Below are 14,568 nucleotides of genomic sequence, written 5' to 3'. Positions count from 1 at the left end.
ACCATGATCCGGATCATGGCAACGTAGATAAACGTCTGTGATGTTTCGGGCAATAACTGATAATCTCTAACCAATCGCCGACACCCCATAAGCCAACCGAAAGTGCGTTCCACTACCCAACGTTTTTTGAGCAACACGAATCCCTTGGTTTGTTCTGGTCGTAGCACCACTTGGACAATCCAACGGCAAAAGTCCATCACCCACTGCATGAATGGCTCACCGTTAAAGCCACCATCCACCCAGATGATTGTCAAACGACATCCCTGAGTGCGAGATTGTTTGACCCGTTTGAGAACTTTTTTGCCTCCTTCACGTTCACCTACATTGGCCGCCGTGACCAACACCCGCAAGACTAACCCCAAGGTATCGACTGTCATAAATCGCTTGCGGTCTTTAATTTTCTTGCCTGCATCAAAGCCCACTTGTTGGCTCACCGTCGCCGCACTTTTGACACTTTGACTATCAATGATTGCTTCTGATGGACTGCGATGACGCTCAATTTCGATTCTTGTCCACTCTGGCAGACTATCGTGAATGTGCAACCATGTCCCGTCTTTACGCCAGTTGCGAAAATATGTGTACACCGTTTGCCAAGCAGGAAAGTCACCTGGTAGCGAGCGCCATCTAACTCCTTCTACTAGGACATAGAAAATTGCGTTAAGCACTTCCCACATCTCAACTTCACGCTTGCGACCTCCGGGTTTTGCTTCTGGAATCATGTCACTCAGCAATTCATATTGTGCATGGGTCAGATTGCTGGGGTATGCTTTAGTCATCTTGCTCTCTTGGTGCTGTCTATTATCTATACGAGCGCGTATACCGAGAGAGCTTTTTTACAACCTGACAGACTTTTCAAACACCCTCTAATGTCTATTTTGACAAACGCTACCTAGCAATTGAGAAGATTGTTGGTATTGATACTCCTCAACTTAACCCATTTAAGGTTGTTTCAGCTAACAATCCTACTGGCAGAATTGCCACCCTTGATATTACTTACTTGGATGAAACTTTGAGAATTGGCCGTGGAGGAGATGGCAGTTTATTCATTCTGAGAAAATCTGATGATTTACCCGATAGCGCAGCTCCTCCAGTAGCATGAGGTACTTGCTGGTTGCGAGACTCTAACCTTAGAGTTTGTCAATTAACAACCTTGGCTTTTTTTGAGTTAGAAATGCTTTCTCAGTAAGCTTTCTAGATAGCAAATTGTAAAAGCTGTTTCTTGACAGGCTCTTAGCTACCCAGCCAGATTGTTAAATATTTCAATCAAATTGCCATCGGGATCGCGAAAATGAGCGGTTCGCAGCCCCCATGCTGGGCGGTCTTGAGGTTGAGTCACAATTATGGCGTTATGTTCTTTGAGGTGCTGATAGAACTCATCTACGTTATCTACAGCAAAAACTAAGGCTACTTTGTTGTGACATTCAATCGCAGAAGGTTGATAGGCGCTGGGGACTGCTTCAGCCATTAATTCTTTTCTAAACAAAGCCAGCTTGACATTATCTCCGGTGTGTAATTCGGCGTACCAACTATTTTCGTCACCCCAATCAATAGTAAATCCCAGCACATCACGGTAAAACAAAAAACAATCTTTGAAGTTGGAGACTAGCAGCCTGATGTGTGTTAACTGAAGCATCATATCTATTGCAATTATTATACTAACTATGAATTCTAGGCTCTGAATGCAAGTTTACTAACAACTCACTTTCGACTGTAGCCAATTCATCAAGCCGTTGCATGACAATTTCTCTGTCAAAATAAGTATCAGCTAAAACCCAGTATGTACCATAGTGCCGCGCCTCGGATGCCATCAAGCCTCGATAAAACTTAGCTAATTCTGGCTCAGGACAGTGTGTAGCTAATAACCCTAGGCGTTCGTGACTGCGCGCTTCTATCAAACCAGTAACTAGCAAAGAATCTAAAAAGCGTTCTGGTTCGTGAGGGCGCACTTGGGCTTTCAACCCAGCACCGTAGGGAGGCGGCGATAGGGGAGCAAGGGGAATATTTCGGCGTTCTAGCCATTGATTAACTAGTTCAAAATGTTCTAGTTCTTCGCGGGCGATCGCAGTTAATTCCCGTACCATTTTAGTATTAGAAGGATAGCGAAACATAAAATTTAACGCTACGCCTGCTGCTTTACGTTCGCAGTGGGAGTGGTCAAGCAAAATGATATCTAAATTAGCGATCGCTTGTTCTATCCAAGCATCACTCGTAGGTTGCTTCAGAGCATTGATTGTCGGTGACAAGGAAGTAAGCACGGGGTGACAAAACTCCAGAAATTTAATTCTGCTGATTATCCCAGCAAATTGATTTTAATAGCGGACGGGGCGATCGGGTATATGCCATCAAACTGAGTACTGAAGAAGTTACAATCGTCACAAGCTGCTATTAATCACACAATATGCTGTTTTCTCTCAGCACAACTCTATAGCTCCAAAAACAAAAGATCGCAAATTCAGATTAATATAATTTTGAAAAATAAAAAATAAATCACCAGTACGTAGGAAACTATTTAATACTCTGACATAAGCTTTACGGCTGATGCAAATCAATCGTACTTGCTTAGGAGTAATTCCCTATCGCTCTGGTGATTCTTTAGCGGAAATTTCCGCTACAAGGGTAAAAGTAAAGGGTGCTGAAAGCATATAACAGCTATCCGGAAATTATTGTATCAAGCCACACATTTTTCTTAGAGATTCTCAGGCTATTTTGTTACTTTCGGAAGATAGCATATTTCTGGGATCGATAAATAATATTAAGCGAGGAAAAAGAGTCTGGTAAGACAGAGAAAACTTGTATGAATGCCTTACCAGCTAAAGATTGTTCGGGAGAACATATATTTCCAAAAAGCGAACATTTTTGAAATATTTTGTTACCAATCAATTGGTTGGCGATCGCGGAAAAATCCTCCGGTAGCGCCGCCATCAGGAGTAGTTGCTAACCACACAATTGTATCGACTCCTTGTTCTGGAGTTCGTGGTGCTTCTGAACCGCCCATGTCAGTTTTCACCCAACCTGGGCATACAGAATTAACTAAAATATTTGTACCTTTCAATTCGCTAGCAAAAATTCGTGTGAGGGCATTCAAAGCTGTTTTAGAAATGCGATATGCTGGGGAACCTTCTTCCATATCATTTAGCTGTCCCATACCAGAAGATACATTCACAATTCGTCCATAATTCTGTTCCTTCATCAAGGGAATTAACGCTTGAGTCACTCGCAAAGGCCCGTATACATTTGAGTCAATTGTTTGTTGCAAAGTGTCAATCTTGGCATTAAAAACACTATTGCCACCTGCTTGATTATCAATGTATATGCCTGCGTTATTTACCAAGACATCGAGTTTGCCAAACTGCTGGTGAATGAATTCAGCCAATTTACGATTGCTATCATCACTAGTAACATCAAGAGGATGAGAAATTACATCTAATCCTTCAGATTGTAACTGTTGAGCCGCAGCTTTACCTTTCGCTGCATCTCGACTGGTAAGAATTACTTTATATCCTTTTTTAGCCAATTGCCGAGAGGCTTCAAATCCTAAACCGCGATTTCCACCTGTGACGACCGCAACTTTTTTTGTACTCATGGTAATTTTCTCCTGTTACTCATCAATCGAATTATTAGTTGACTGTTAACTGTCAACAAAATTAATTACTTCAATGCATACTCAGGGTTATATTCAACTAACTCAATTTCGTTACCATCTGGGTCGTTGACATAAATTCTGTGCTTGGTTTCCGGTGCTGTCATTGTGTAATATTCAATGCCTTCAGCTGACAGCAATTTTGTCATAGCTTCGCCGTCTTTGATTACAAAGCCAACATGATTAATACCGATGCTTTCGTAGGCTTGATGCACCCGCTCTTGCTCGGAATCATCATTCAGGGCAAGATAAAATTGATTATTGCCTAAATGCATCCAGCGATCGCCATTGAATACGCCTTCAGCGCGCACATACCAATCAGGAAATAGAGTTTCGTAAAACTTCTTGGTTGCATCAATATCTTTACAACTCAAATTGATATGTTCAAAACGAGTAAAGTTCATATTTAACTCCATTAAGAATGATGTTAGTTAACATCACTCCCCCACCAAAACCCAGCACGATCCCCTTAATTATGGGAGTCACGTTCTAAAAGGAGCGATGCCTAGCGGCAAGCCACTTCGTGTCTACCCACCCACAATAAGGTTTCCCTGCACTGGGGTTATTTATCCAATCCATCTAAATAAATCATAGTCAAAATGATTATGAGTTGCAACTAGCTCGAATAAAAAATCGCAGACAAAAAGTCTGCGACCAGTTTGCTTAGTTACTTTTTAGCTACGCCGATTTACTAATGTGGCGCTAGCCTGGTCAACTGGCATGAGTATGACTTCGTTGATATTGACATGAGGCGATCGCGTGGTGCAAAAAAATATCACATCTGCTATGTCTTCGGGTGTAAGTGGCTTAACGCCTTGATAAACCTTTTTGGCGCGTTCATCATCACCGTGAAATCTGACATTACTAAATTCTGTTTCCACCATTCCCGGATCGACAGAAGTCACGCGGATTGCAGTACCCAACAAGTCTTGTTTTAAACCTTCAGAAATGGCTTTAACTGCGGCTTTTGTCGCGCAGTAGACATTACCACTGGGGTAAGTTTGATGTCCGGCAATGGAACCTAAGTTAACTATATGACCGCGATCGCGTTTTACCATACCGGGGACAACATAACGGGTGAGGTAAAGCAAACCTTTGATGTTGGTATCAATCATTTCTTCCCAGTCTTGAAAGCTGCCTTCGTGCAACTTGTCTAAACCGCGACTCAGACCGGCGTTGTTAATCAGGATGTCAATTTCAGACCAAGCGTCAGGGAGGTTAGAGATGGCAGATTCAACAGCAACGCGATCGCGCACATCCAACTGTAACAAATGAACCTCTGCTTTGAACTCTTGCTTAAGTACATCTCTTAACTGCTGCAAAAGTTCCCAGCGTCGCGCCGCTAAAATTAGTTTCGCACCCGCTTCAGCAAAGATTCTGGCACAAGCAGTACCAATACCACTACTTGCACCAGTAATTAAAATAATTTTATTTTGCAAAGAAATCATTGGGAGTCATTAGTCAATTGTCAATTGTCAATTGTCTAACAATTCGGAACAAATGACTGATACAATCAAGCAAGTTCGCCAAAGGATAAAGTATAAAATATTTTTACTTTGCTATGGTCTTAAATCCATTTATTCAGCCACTAGTCGCAGATAATTTCTGCTGACTTCCGACTTTTGACTCTTTTATCGAGCAATTCTTTTTCAACTTGTTGATTTTTATTAAAGATTCATAACTAACAATGCTAGTTAATAAACCGAATAATCGGATTTCTAGGTTATTTTTTCAATCTCCTTGGTTGATTATAATTCTTTTTTCGGTTCTTGGTTTAATAGGTATTCTCAACCATTCAATGTGGCGAGATGAACTAAATCCTTGGCTGATTGTCAGAGATAGTCAATCTTTGGGAGATTTGATTGCTAATATTCATTATGAAGGACATCCTGTCTTATGGTATTTTTCTTTAGCCTTTTTGAGGGAAATTGCTGATACACCCGTTATTATGCAACTTTTTCATTTGTCTATTACAAGTGTAGCTGTTGCTATTTTTTGCTTATATAGTCCTTTTAATTATCGACAAAAGTTTATTTTTAGCTTTGGTTATTTTCCTTTTTACGAATATCTTTTAATCTCTCGAAACTATGCATTTAGTTTGCTGTTTACTTTTGCTTTTTGTGCGGTTTTCGCATCTAGAAAAACAACTTACCTTTACTTAGCAATTTTATTGGGTTTATTAGCTAATAGTAGTGCTTATGCTTTATTTGTATCATTTTCTTTGGCATTGACTTTACTAGTGGAATTTTGTTTTGATAGCGAACACCGCAAGCAATATTTTAGCCAAAGCCGAAAATATGATTTACTTTTGAGTCTTGGAATTGTCGTCTTTTCTTTTGTATTGGCGATTTATATAATTATTCCTCCAGCAGATAGTTATCTTCGCGGTGGGTTAGACAATGAATGGTTTATTAAATTAGATTTACCTAATTTATTAAGGACTATAAGTAGATTATTTGGTGGCTATTTTTTGATAATCCCTAAAAAAAGATGGTTAGATTTAATTGTTTGTACTTCAATCGCCCTATTTGTTTTTGGTTTAACTTTAATTAAGTTGGGCAAAAAACCATTTCCTTTATTTTTATATATTGTAGGAACTGGTATAATACTTACATTTACATATTTACGATTCGCAGGTGCGCCTCGACATTTTGGACATTTATATTTAGTTTTTATTGCAGCGTTATGGCTAGAAAATTATTATCAAGAGTCTGCATTTATAGCTAATAAAATATTTGTGCATACAAATACTATTAAGCATCTACAAAAATGGCATACTCTAGTTTTTATGTTAATTCTTTACGCACAGCTTTTAGGAGGAATTTCCAGCTTTTCCAGAGATTTAATCGTGCCATTTTCTGCTAGTCGTGAAACTGCTCGTTACATTCAACAATCTCGGTTAGAAAATGAATTTATTGTTGCCAGTCGAGATGCAAATATGGCTGCATTAGCAGGTTATCTTAACCGAAAATTTTATTATCCCGAACTAAAAGGAATGGGAAGCTTTACGCTGTTTAGAAAAGGTCGTACAGAAGTAGAACAAGCTGAAATATTACAACAAATTAGTTTGAGATTAAAAAATCAAGAAAACAAAAAGAAAATTTTACTGATTTTAAATAAAAAGCTAAATTTAAACAGAGATGATTTAAAAATTATTCCTCTGAAAAATTTTCAGAGGTCATGGGTAGATACCGAACGATATTATCTTTATTGGGTAGATGAAGCATGAACGGTAAAAGGGACTGGGGATTAGGGATTGGGAATTGGGTTATCAAACGCTCATATTGTGGAATTCTGCTTTAACCTCTCCCCACCAACATAAAGGTGTGGTGGGGGAATCCTTGCCGCGACCAGTTGAAATTTTATCCTTCACACTTCATCATTGATTTGATTACTATTTCACAACTTGCAGACGCTGAGTCACCATTGTGACACCATTACCTCGGAGGATCACCGCTGAAATCCATTGGCTACCGGGGGTAGATGGGGCGCGTCCCGTTTTAAAAAGTCCGCCAGATGTCAGTACTTGCAAATCTACAGGTGTGGAGTTGAGATATTTGTTTGCTTGGACGGGTTCTTCTAGTGCCGTTCCGAGGATAAAATCATCGCCCAGTGGTTCGTTAACGATCGCATCAAAAGTATACTGCTGTCCGACTTTTACTTGCTGTGGTAATTTAAAATCAACTTGGGGTGGCTTGCTACCAGATGTCAAGAGGGTACGTTCGGATAAAATATCTTGGCGGACAATTTTTGCACCGGAAATGCGCTGACGAGACACAATCGTAGAATTCAAGACCATACTATTACTATTGGTTGCGGGTAAACTAGTTATATTAGTTACCGTATCAGCCACAATGGCATTACCCTCAGATTTCCAAGATTGCACCTGGGTAGTGTATCGCAATTTGGGATATTTTTTCCATAGTGTAACTAAAGATTGTTCTAGCGTCTGACGGTTTAATCCATCCCCATGAACGAAACTTGGGCTATAAAATTGCATCACCTTGTTGATATCGCCCTGGCTTGCAGATGCATCAATTTGCGCCAATAAGTTTTTTAATTCAGCTGGTGCATTGTTAGCACTAGGTTGAACGGTTTGCCCTGCTTGAACTAATTGTTGTGGTGTAGTAGCTTGAGCAGATTGTAAGCCACTGATGAAATTAAGTGTCAGGAGGGACAGAATCATGCCAATGCCAACGGAAAAATTTCGTTGGCGGGTGAATAAAAAGGCAATAATGTTAGTCATTGGGTAAGAGTTTACTGATTTAAGTACAGAAGACAAGGAAATTGTTTTATCTTAGTGAAGCTAGGCGCTAAACGGTAGGGGTTTGATGGCAAACGCACCGATAAAATTACTCATAGCTGCCAGTGGGACTGGCGGACACTTGTTTCCAGCGATCGCATTGGCACAAAAACTGCCAGATTATGAAATCGAATGGTTGGGCGTGCCCAATCGGCTAGAAACTCAACTGGTTCCCCAACAGTATCCTATGAATACTATTGCAGTTGAAGGGTTTCAGCAAGGGTTTGGTTTTTCATCTTTAAAAATTTTGGGGAAACTCATTGGTTCGATTTTGCAAGTCCGGCGCATCCTCAAACAAGGGAATTTTCAAGGAGTATTCACCACGGGGGGTTATATCGCCGGGCCAGCAGTCATTGCGGCGCGTTCTCTCGGTTTACCTGTGGTTTTTCACGAATCTAACGCTTTACCGGGTAAGGTGACACGCTTTTTTGGCCCTTGGTGTACGGCGGTGGCGTTAGGATTTGAGGCAGCAGCTAAATATTTACCTCGTGCCAAAAATGTCTGTGTGGGGACTCCGGTGCGATCGCAATTTCTAGATGAAGCAAGTGTAACGCTGGATTTAGCCATTCCCGATGGGGTTCCTCTAATTGTCGTCTTTGGTGGCAGTCAGGGTGCAGTTGCGATCAACAAGTTAGTGCGCCAATCAGCGCCGGCTTGGTTTGCTGCTGGTGCTTATCTAGTGCATTTAACAGGCGATCGCGATCCCGATGCAGATACTCTCAAGCATCCGCAATACATAGAGTTACCCTTTTATAACAATATGGCAGCACTGTTGCGACGCGCTGCTTTAGCAATTAGTCGTTCTGGTGCTGGGAGTTTGACAGAATTAGCAGTGTGCGGAACGCCAGCGATTTTGATTCCTTACCCTTTTGCGGCTGAAGACCATCAATCTTACAATGCAGACGTATTTACTCAAGCTGGTGCGGCGTTAACCTTTAAGCAATCGGAATTAACGGCTGAGATTTTACAAACTCAAGTGTTGAATTTATTGCGATCGCCAGAAGAATTAGCCAAAATGAGCGAGAAAGCCAAGGCGATCGCAACTCCCGATAGTGCGGATAAATTAGCTTCTTTGGTGCGTGAGGTGGTGGAAAGATAAAAGACGAACCATCCAAAAAAGTTCGAGCATCAAATCCCAATTGATAAATTGCTGGATTTTGAGTTTCACTCTGGCTTGGATATGATTTTAGTAGACTTTAAAAGGTTCGCTGAAAAACAAAGACAATTAGGAATAGCTTCATGACAAGATTATTTTGGTATCCTCTCATGGCTTCTTTACTGTTAGGAGTAACAAGTCACTCGGATATTCATCAAATTCCTCAAGACCATTTGGAAATGGAGCTAAATACCTCACAACTATTCGCTAATTTAGATAAAATTAGCATTGCAAATCTGGCTCAAGCTAATAGAGAGATTAATGAAAAGAAAGCCCTTGACTTAGTTTGGAAACTGCCAGAAGTCCAACGCAAAGCTAGAGAAATTCAAAGACTTTCTAAAGGTAGTATACGAGTTGCTGCGATCGTTGATGGTTCTCCGACTCCAAATGAACCTTACTACAGTGTTCGAGTATTTGAGGATCAGCCAGACCACAATACAACAATTTATTGGTTTCGCGTCTTGAATCCCAGTGGAAAAATTCAGGTTCTAGATATTTTAGAAAACAAATATATCACCCTAGAAGCATGGAAAGAACAATTAAAACGCTAATACCGATTTAATAATTGATGGTGACAAATCCTTTGGTAGACACCGCATGTCTACCTGTCACCTTCTTTAGGCAAATTGCTATAAATTAAAGCATAATTTTACAAATTTACCGATAAAAATAATGTCCGAACAAAAACCTCTAAATCCTTGGAATTACAAACCTTGGTGGTGTCAGCCCTGGTCTATACTGCTTACAGGTTTGATATTAATTAGTGGTAGCTGGTTGTTATTTCAAACGATTTGGCTCACAATTTTGATTTCCATCCCTGTATTAATTTGGATGGGCTTCTTTTTGTTAATTTGGCCGCAACTGATAATTCGCAGTGGAATTTTGGAATCGGATCAAAATCAATTGACGAATGATAATGTACGTTGACAAATTTCACCTAATAACAGGGATAGTCGGTTTGAATGTCTTACTGGCCATATCTTTGATGAGTTGAACGTGTCGGGGTAGTAAATCAGCTAAGGCGTAGCGCTCTAACGCAGTTTTGCGAGCATTGGCGCGAATTTCTGCCATGCTGGTTGGATTATCAAGAACTTCATCAATTCGTTCCGCAATCTTTTGTGGCGAGAAGAAATCAACCAACAGACCATTTTTCCCATCTTGGATAACTTCTGTAACAGGTGCTGTATCAGAAGCAAGAACCAAGCACCCTGTAGACATCGCTTCAATCATCGACCAAGAAAGTACAAACGGTCTAGTTAAATAAACATGTACCGATGATGCTTGAATCACTTGCAAATACTGTCCGTAAGGCAAAGAGTCAGTAAAGTGAACTCGTGATAAATCGAGTGGCACTTTTTGCAGCATGAAGTCTTTATAGCTGCTACCATCTGGTAAAGATTTACCGTAGCAAACTCTATCTGAGCCAACAATCACGACATGGCAATTTGGTCTTCGCTCTTGGACATAAGCAATAGTTTCGATAAACTGGGGAAAACCCCGGTAAGGTTCCATCCCTCGCGCTACATAAGTCACAATTTCATCGACACCAGATAAGTCCAGATTCGGCAAGACTAATTTAGCTCCTGGCTTAGGTTTAAAGTATTCTGTATCGACTCCATCATGCAGCACAGAAATCTTTTGATGGAATTCTTGGGGAAACTGGGCTTTTTGCCAATTAGTTGGCGATAGACCGCGATCGCATGTATACAAATCTAATAATATAGGTGCATTTTTTGTCCGAATACGCGCTAAGTCATCGATACTTAGAGGATCTGTGGGATCGAAATCTGCATCAGCGCCATGAGAATTATAAAACCATTCAAAATAACAAATCAGTGGGCGATCGGGAAATGCATCTTTGATATACAAAGTCGGCCCCCAACCAGAATGACCGCAAATTACATCAGGTACAAAGCCTTGATGTTTGAGTTGCTCGGATAATTTAAACACTGCTTGACCGTGCAAAACCGCACTTTCCAAAGGGCGAATGTAATGATGGGTTGTAGGATGGGGATTGCGGCTAGGTTCAAAAATCGCTTTATAAATGCCAGGGAGATTGACATCTCGATTTTTAGTCCCAAAAACTACCTGATTGTTGGGGTCTTGAGCCAGAGCTTGGGCTACATGGCGATACTGAGCCGGAAAGTTGGTATGCAGGAAGAGAACTCGCATTATTTTACCTTGGTGTCTTTGTGACGGCTGTTGCTCCAACAAAGAGGCAGTCTATTGGGTCGCCAGACTTGCAGACGCACTACTCGCCTTTGTGGTTAAAAATTTTTACCACAAATACACAGAAACACAAACAAAAGAAACATTTCTCAACCCATCTACAACGCTACCTCTTCTGTGACTTTTTACGAAACTGAGTGTTGAGTGTTGAGTGCTGAGTGCTGAGTGCTGAGTGAGGAGTGTTGAGTGTTGAATAACAAGAAGATTACGAGCGCACTTTCGCACTCAGGTAAAAGCCCCGCCCGCAAGTGGCGCGGTCTTTTAACTCAGCAACGCCAGTCGCTTCAACGGGGGGAACCCCCGCACAGCGCTGGCTCCTCAGCACTTTCAACTCAGCACTCTTCATTTAGCGCATGATGGGACTGCCATGATGATGAACTAAATACCACTTTCCACCAAGAAGCTGAAATATATTCGTAGCCATTGATTGTGCTTCCACTCGCCTACCAGTAATGACTTGTAACACATTTTCTATTAACACTACATAAGCAATATTGTCGTTCGTTTCCGTAGTAATTATGTCGGTGTTAATCTCTAAATAGGCAGTGCTTTTAAATATCTGCTCCCAAGAAATGCGAATATCCTTCCAACCCCGTAATGCTTTGCGTCCAGGATGAATACAAAAACTGCCAGTTCCTTGTGACCATACAGCACTCATAGCTTCAATATCTTTTTTTTCAAAAGCTCGGTAAAAAGCTGTATTAGCTGCTAAGACTTCAGATGTCATGAGGATAACCGATCGTAATTAGAGATTTATTTATTATCTAATAATTTTAAAATTATATCTGAAATGATTTTTATTACTATCATCATTTATCGTTACTAATATTTAATTATTGGTTGTAACTGTGCTAATAGTTTGCAATAACTGGTTAGTTGTATAAGGTTTGGATAAAAAGGCTTTAATGCCTATTTCATAAGCGGCATTGACTTTATCACTTGTTGCTAATCCGCTGACGGCAATAATTTTGACATTGGGGTTAATTTTTTGCAACGTGCGGATAGTAACGATCCCATCCATAGATGGCATTACCATATCTGTCACCACTAGAGATATTTCATCGCGATGTTCTGCGTATAAAGCTATTGCCTCAATCCCATCACTAGCTGTAATTGCTTTATAGTTATGGTTTTCTAAGGATATTTTAGTAATATCTCGAATCGCAGCTTCGTCATCTACAACTAAAATTAACTCTCCATTGCCTTGAAGTAATTTCGGTTCGGTTTCTTCTAGAGTTTCTGTTGCTTCTTGTGCTGGCAAATAAATCTTAAATTCGCTTCCTCTACCTTCTTCGCTATATACATTAATAAAACCGCCGTGGCTTTTGACAATACCAAGTACTGTCGAAAGACCAAGCCCAGTACCGTTGCTAAGTTCTTTGGTAGTAAAAAATGGCTCAAATATCCGCTCTAATATTTCCGGTCGAATCCCAACTCCAGTATCTCTAACGCTAATCATCACATAACAACCAACTCTAGCATCAAGATTCATTTTTGCGTAATTTTCATCTATTAAAAGATTTTCCGCTGATATTTTTAATTTTCCGCCATTGAGCATAGCATCTCTGGCATTGACACACAAATTCATTAATACTTGATGCAGTTGAGTGACATCGCCAGATACAGTCCCCAGATTTGGCGAAATTTTGGTAGAAACTTCTATTAATTTGGGGAACGTTTCTTTAATAATTTGCTGAATTTCTCCGATCAAGTGCTTTAATTGCAAATGAGTGCGTTCTCCTTGAATGCCACGAGTAAATGATAGTACTTGCTTGACTAAATCAGCTCCCCGTTTAGCGTTAGTAATTAATATCGGCAGCAGTCGTCGAGTAGATTCGTCAGATATTTGTGTCTCTAGAAATTGCGCTGTCATTAAAATGGGAGCAAGAACATTATTCAGGTCGTGGGCAATACCACTTGCTAATGTCCCAATACTTTCTAATCGTTGAGCGCGGAGAAATTGAGCTTCTAGTTGTTTTTTTTGGGTAATATCGGTATTAACAATCAAAATACTTTGTAGATTGTTACCGAATTGTACTAATGTCCAACGGCTTTCTACAGTGATTTCTTGGTTCAATTTTGTTTTTTGATGTATTTCTCCTTCCCACGAGCCATTTTTCATCAGGTGTTGGAGAGCTTCTTGCAATTGCAACAAATTTTTATCTTGCCAGAGTTCTTGCGTCTTTTTTCCAATAGCTTCTTCTTGTTTGCAACCATACAAACGTTCGGCAGCTTTGTTCCAATATAGAATTTGGTCGTCTAAATCGCGGACAAAAATTGCATCAGTAGCAACATCTAATAAAGCAGCTTGTTCGCGAATTTTCTGTTCTGTTTGTTTGCGTTCAATGGCGTAACGGATAGAACGCTCTAGCAAAGGCGCTCCAATTTGAGCTAATTGATTTTTTTCTAAATAATCTGCTGCTCCTGCTTTCATCGCTTCTAGGTCAATTTCTCGATCTCCTTGACCTGTGAGTAAAATTATCGGGGCAGAACATCCATCTGCGATCGCTTCGCGCAAAAGTTCTAGTCCGTTTTGGATTCCTAAATGGTAGTCTACGAGATAAATATCATGATTTTTAGCAGCGATCGCTGCCTTAGCTGCTGCATAATTATCTACCCATTCCAACTGGCAACTAGCTACCTGAAATTCACTGAACCAATGATTAGTTAAAATATAATCATCTTCATCATCATCAACTAGAAGAACTCTGATACGGCTCTCGTTCATTTCTGCCTCCCATTACTTCTAGCGGCAATTCCACAATTTCAAACCAATATTTTCCTACAGCTTGCATTACTTCAACTAAAGAATCAAATGTCACTGGTTTGGTAATAAAGGAATTCGCACCTAAATCGTAGGTATGATAAATATCTTCTTCGGCACTTGAGGTTGTCAAGACAACAACGGGAATTTGTCGCAGGGACGGGTCGATTTTAATATCTCTTAGCACTTCCAGACCGTCTTTTTTTGGCATATTCAAATCTAATAAAATTAAACCCGGACGTGGAGCTTTACTTCTGTCTGTGTATTGACCGCGGTTATAGAGATAATCCATTAACTCTTCACCATTTTTGACAATATACAGTTCGATTGACAATTGACTTTTTGCCAATGCCTCACGCACTAACATACTGTCTTCTTCATCATCGTCAGCCATTAAGATTGTGACGGTTGATTGGCGACCATTCACTTCTTATTGTCTCCTTTAAACTGGTTTTTAGCTTCAATAAATTGTCAAA

The 14,568-nt window shown here is 40.3% G+C and carries 15 protein-coding genes and 1 pseudogene; 5 read left to right on the top strand and 11 right to left on the bottom strand.

Features of this window, described 5'->3' with window-relative positions:
• The coding region (locus I8752_RS11840) for an IS5 family transposase (RefSeq protein ID WP_214432515.1) at window positions 1–776 on the bottom strand (776 nt) is incomplete at its 3' end.
• Window positions 777–865: 89 nt separating this feature from the next.
• Here I8752_RS11840 and I8752_RS11835 point away from each other — a divergent pair.
• Window positions 866–1,099 (top strand): annotated as a pseudogene (locus I8752_RS11835) (PAP/fibrillin family protein); the annotation flags it as partial.
• Window positions 1,100–1,234: 135 nt separating this feature from the next.
• Here the strand turns inward: I8752_RS11835 and I8752_RS11830 are convergent.
• The 5 genes from I8752_RS11830 to I8752_RS11810 all read right to left on the bottom strand — a co-directional run bounded on the left by I8752_RS11830 (window position 1,235) and on the right by I8752_RS11810 (window position 5,088).
• Entirely contained in the window at window positions 1,235–1,636 is a 402-nt protein-coding gene (locus tag I8752_RS11830; RefSeq protein WP_214432514.1) for a VOC family protein, read from the bottom strand.
• A 19-nt stretch (window positions 1,637–1,655) separates the two neighbouring features.
• Window positions 1,656–2,255 carry a tRNA-(ms[2]io[6]A)-hydroxylase gene (gene miaE, locus I8752_RS11825; RefSeq protein ID WP_214432513.1) on the bottom strand — a complete coding sequence of 200 codons (600 nt, stop codon included), beginning with the start codon at window positions 2,253–2,255 and terminating at the stop codon, window positions 1,656–1,658.
• Between the two features lie 614 nt (window positions 2,256–2,869).
• Window positions 2,870–3,583 (bottom strand): SDR family oxidoreductase, encoded by a 714-nt coding sequence (locus I8752_RS11820; protein ID WP_214432512.1) that lies wholly within the window; start codon window positions 3,581–3,583, stop codon window positions 2,870–2,872.
• A 65-nt stretch (window positions 3,584–3,648) separates the two neighbouring features.
• Complete coding sequence (locus I8752_RS11815) at window positions 3,649–4,044, bottom strand: VOC family protein (protein ID WP_214432511.1); 396 nt, start codon at window positions 4,042–4,044, stop codon at window positions 3,649–3,651.
• Between the two features lie 270 nt (window positions 4,045–4,314).
• Window positions 4,315–5,088, bottom strand: a complete 774-nt coding sequence (locus I8752_RS11810) for an SDR family oxidoreductase (protein WP_214432510.1) — start codon at window positions 5,086–5,088, stop codon at window positions 4,315–4,317.
• Between the two features lie 239 nt (window positions 5,089–5,327).
• Between I8752_RS11810 and I8752_RS11805 the strand changes: the two genes are divergently transcribed.
• Window positions 5,328–6,869 (top strand): hypothetical protein, encoded by a 1,542-nt coding sequence (locus I8752_RS11805; protein ID WP_214432509.1) that lies wholly within the window; start codon window positions 5,328–5,330, stop codon window positions 6,867–6,869.
• 165 nt (window positions 6,870–7,034) lie between these two features.
• Here I8752_RS11805 and I8752_RS11800 read toward each other — a convergent pair whose 3' ends face one another.
• Window positions 7,035–7,886 carry a nuclear transport factor 2 family protein gene (locus tag I8752_RS11800; protein ID WP_214432508.1) on the bottom strand — a complete coding sequence of 284 codons (852 nt, stop codon included), beginning with the start codon at window positions 7,884–7,886 and terminating at the stop codon, window positions 7,035–7,037.
• An 85-nt stretch (window positions 7,887–7,971) separates the two neighbouring features.
• On the opposite strand from I8752_RS11800, the gene murG reads away from it, so the two are divergent.
• The 3 genes from murG to I8752_RS11785 all read left to right on the top strand — a co-directional run bounded on the left by murG (window position 7,972) and on the right by I8752_RS11785 (window position 10,026).
• Complete coding sequence (gene murG, locus I8752_RS11795; RefSeq protein WP_214432507.1) at window positions 7,972–9,042, top strand: undecaprenyldiphospho-muramoylpentapeptide beta-N-acetylglucosaminyltransferase; 1,071 nt, start codon at window positions 7,972–7,974, stop codon at window positions 9,040–9,042.
• A gap of 140 nt (window positions 9,043–9,182) precedes the next feature.
• Entirely contained in the window at window positions 9,183–9,650 is a 468-nt protein-coding gene (locus I8752_RS11790; protein WP_225895613.1) for a hypothetical protein, read from the top strand.
• Window positions 9,651–9,771: 121 nt separating this feature from the next.
• Window positions 9,772–10,026, top strand: coding sequence for a DUF6737 family protein (locus I8752_RS11785; RefSeq protein ID WP_214432506.1), 255 nt, complete (start codon window positions 9,772–9,774; stop codon window positions 10,024–10,026).
• 6 nt (window positions 10,027–10,032) lie between these two features.
• Here the strand turns inward: I8752_RS11785 and I8752_RS11780 are convergent, their stop codons facing one another.
• The 4 genes from I8752_RS11780 to I8752_RS11765 form a co-directional block, all read right to left on the bottom strand.
• Window positions 10,033–11,271: a glycosyltransferase family 4 protein gene (locus I8752_RS11780; protein WP_214432505.1), complete on the bottom strand. Its 1,239-nt coding sequence runs from the start codon at window positions 11,269–11,271 to the stop codon at window positions 10,033–10,035.
• A gap of 403 nt (window positions 11,272–11,674) precedes the next feature.
• Window positions 11,675–12,055, bottom strand: a complete 381-nt coding sequence (locus I8752_RS11775) for a nuclear transport factor 2 family protein (RefSeq protein ID WP_225895612.1) — start codon at window positions 12,053–12,055, stop codon at window positions 11,675–11,677.
• 102 nt (window positions 12,056–12,157) lie between these two features.
• Complete coding sequence (locus I8752_RS11770) at window positions 12,158–14,056, bottom strand: hybrid sensor histidine kinase/response regulator (RefSeq protein WP_214432504.1); 1,899 nt, start codon at window positions 14,054–14,056, stop codon at window positions 12,158–12,160.
• Entirely contained in the window at window positions 14,022–14,519 is a 498-nt protein-coding gene (locus I8752_RS11765; protein WP_214432503.1) for a response regulator, read from the bottom strand. Before I8752_RS11765 ends, I8752_RS11770 begins: the two co-directional genes overlap by 35 nt.
• Window positions 14,520–14,568 lie beyond the last annotated feature (49 nt).

Origin of the sequence: Dendronalium phyllosphericum CENA369 (assembly GCF_016056275.1) — a bacterium.
GTDB classification, from domain to species: Bacteria; Cyanobacteriota; Cyanobacteriia; order Cyanobacteriales; family Nostocaceae; genus Dendronalium; species Dendronalium phyllosphericum.
This window is presented reverse-complemented; position numbering and strand designations above follow the sequence as displayed.

Excerpts from the sequence above, each read along its gene's own strand:
- I8752_RS11830 (WP_214432514.1), bottom strand. The coding sequence starts at position 1,636 with ATGATGCTTCAGTTAACACACATCAGGCTGCTAGTCTCCAACTTCAAA.
- I8752_RS11810 (WP_214432510.1), bottom strand. The coding sequence starts at position 5,088 with ATGATTTCTTTGCAAAATAAAATTATTTTAATTACTGGTGCAAGTAGT.
- I8752_RS11800 (WP_214432508.1), bottom strand. The coding sequence starts at position 7,886 with ATGACTAACATTATTGCCTTTTTATTCACCCGCCAACGAAATTTTTCC.
- I8752_RS11780 (WP_214432505.1), bottom strand. The coding sequence starts at position 11,271 with ATGCGAGTTCTCTTCCTGCATACCAACTTTCCGGCTCAGTATCGCCAT.
- I8752_RS11770 (WP_214432504.1), bottom strand. The coding sequence starts at position 14,056 with ATGAACGAGAGCCGTATCAGAGTTCTTCTAGTTGATGATGATGAAGAT.
- I8752_RS11815 (WP_214432511.1), bottom strand. The coding sequence starts at position 4,044 with ATGAACTTTACTCGTTTTGAACATATCAATTTGAGTTGTAAAGATATT.
- I8752_RS11805 (WP_214432509.1), top strand. The coding sequence starts at position 5,328 with ATGCTAGTTAATAAACCGAATAATCGGATTTCTAGGTTATTTTTTCAA.
- murG (WP_214432507.1), top strand. The coding sequence starts at position 7,972 with ATGGCAAACGCACCGATAAAATTACTCATAGCTGCCAGTGGGACTGGC.
- I8752_RS11790 (WP_225895613.1), top strand. The coding sequence starts at position 9,183 with ATGACAAGATTATTTTGGTATCCTCTCATGGCTTCTTTACTGTTAGGA.
- I8752_RS11785 (WP_214432506.1), top strand. The coding sequence starts at position 9,772 with ATGTCCGAACAAAAACCTCTAAATCCTTGGAATTACAAACCTTGGTGG.
- I8752_RS11775 (WP_225895612.1), bottom strand. The coding sequence starts at position 12,055 with ATGACATCTGAAGTCTTAGCAGCTAATACAGCTTTTTACCGAGCTTTT.
- I8752_RS11820 (WP_214432512.1), bottom strand. The coding sequence starts at position 3,583 with ATGAGTACAAAAAAAGTTGCGGTCGTCACAGGTGGAAATCGCGGTTTA.